Genomic DNA, 1,126 nt, shown 5'->3' on the forward strand with positions numbered 1-1,126 from the left:
ACGATCTTTGGCAGATTACCAGTCTCGGATTCCGTGGTGAAGCTTTGCACAGTATCGCACAGGTGGCGCATCTGCGGGTTGCCAGTCGCCATGACGATGATTTAGGTTGTTATTGTCTTTACAATCACCAAGGCGAGCCGGGTAATTTAGAAACGATTCCTATAGCTATCGGTACTATCGTCACGGTAGAGAATCTCTTTGGTAACTTTCCCGTGCGTCGTCAAGCTTTACCGTCAATTAAAAAACAATTAAAGGATATACAGACTTTAATTCATAATTTTGCTCTCTGTCATCCCCAAATTACTTGGCAGGTTTTTCAAGATCATCAAGATTGGTTACGCATTAGTCCGGGTAAGGATGCCAGTCAAATATTACCCCAATTAGTTAAATCTCTGCATTTGAACGATTTAGTATCCCTAAAACTTGACTTAACGACTCCTGACGCAGAATCTGCTCAAATTGAATTAGTCATTGGTTTGCCCGATCGCATTTCTCGCCATCAACCAGATTGGGTTAGAATTGCTGTTAATGGGCGAATGGTGCGCTCATCGGAGTTAGAACAGGCAATATTTGAAGCTTTCGCTCGCACAGTCCCTAAAGATCGCTATCCCGTTTGCTTTCTCCATCTACATCTTAACCCTCGTTCGATCGATTGGAATCGTCACCCAGCCAAAGCGGAAATATACCTGCATAACCTCATTTTTTGGCAAGAACAGATAATTTCAGCCATAGACAAGGCGTTAGGACTAAATCCCGAACATATACCCGAAAAAGCGCAAAATCAGCGCGTCAGTCAAATTCTCAAGGCTGCCGAAGAAAAAAGCACCTATACAATAGGGGAGAAATCCCCGAAAAATCGGCTGGAATTAAAGGCAGTAGCCCAAATTCACCAAACTTACATAGTTGCCGAACATCCTCACGGATTATGGTTAGTCGAACAACATATTGCCCATGAGCGGGTTTTGTACGAACGTTTAGAGGATAACTGGGAAATCGTGCCGTTAGATACTCCGATCATCTTAAATCAGTTAACTACTCGACAAATCGAACAATTACAACGTTTAGGATTAGAAATTGCTAGTTTTGGCGATCGCTCTTGGGCAATTCGTAGTATTCCTGTTCTACT

1 protein-coding gene is annotated in these 1,126 nt (G+C 42.8%); it reads left to right on the top strand.

Annotation, left to right across the window (positions count from 1 at the left end):
• Positions 1-1,126 (top strand): DNA mismatch repair endonuclease MutL (gene mutL, locus PX481_RS11195; RefSeq protein WP_288094593.1); only part of this gene is annotated, 1,126 nt, incomplete at both ends.

This window comes from Microcystis sp. M53603_WE2 (assembly GCF_030065435.1).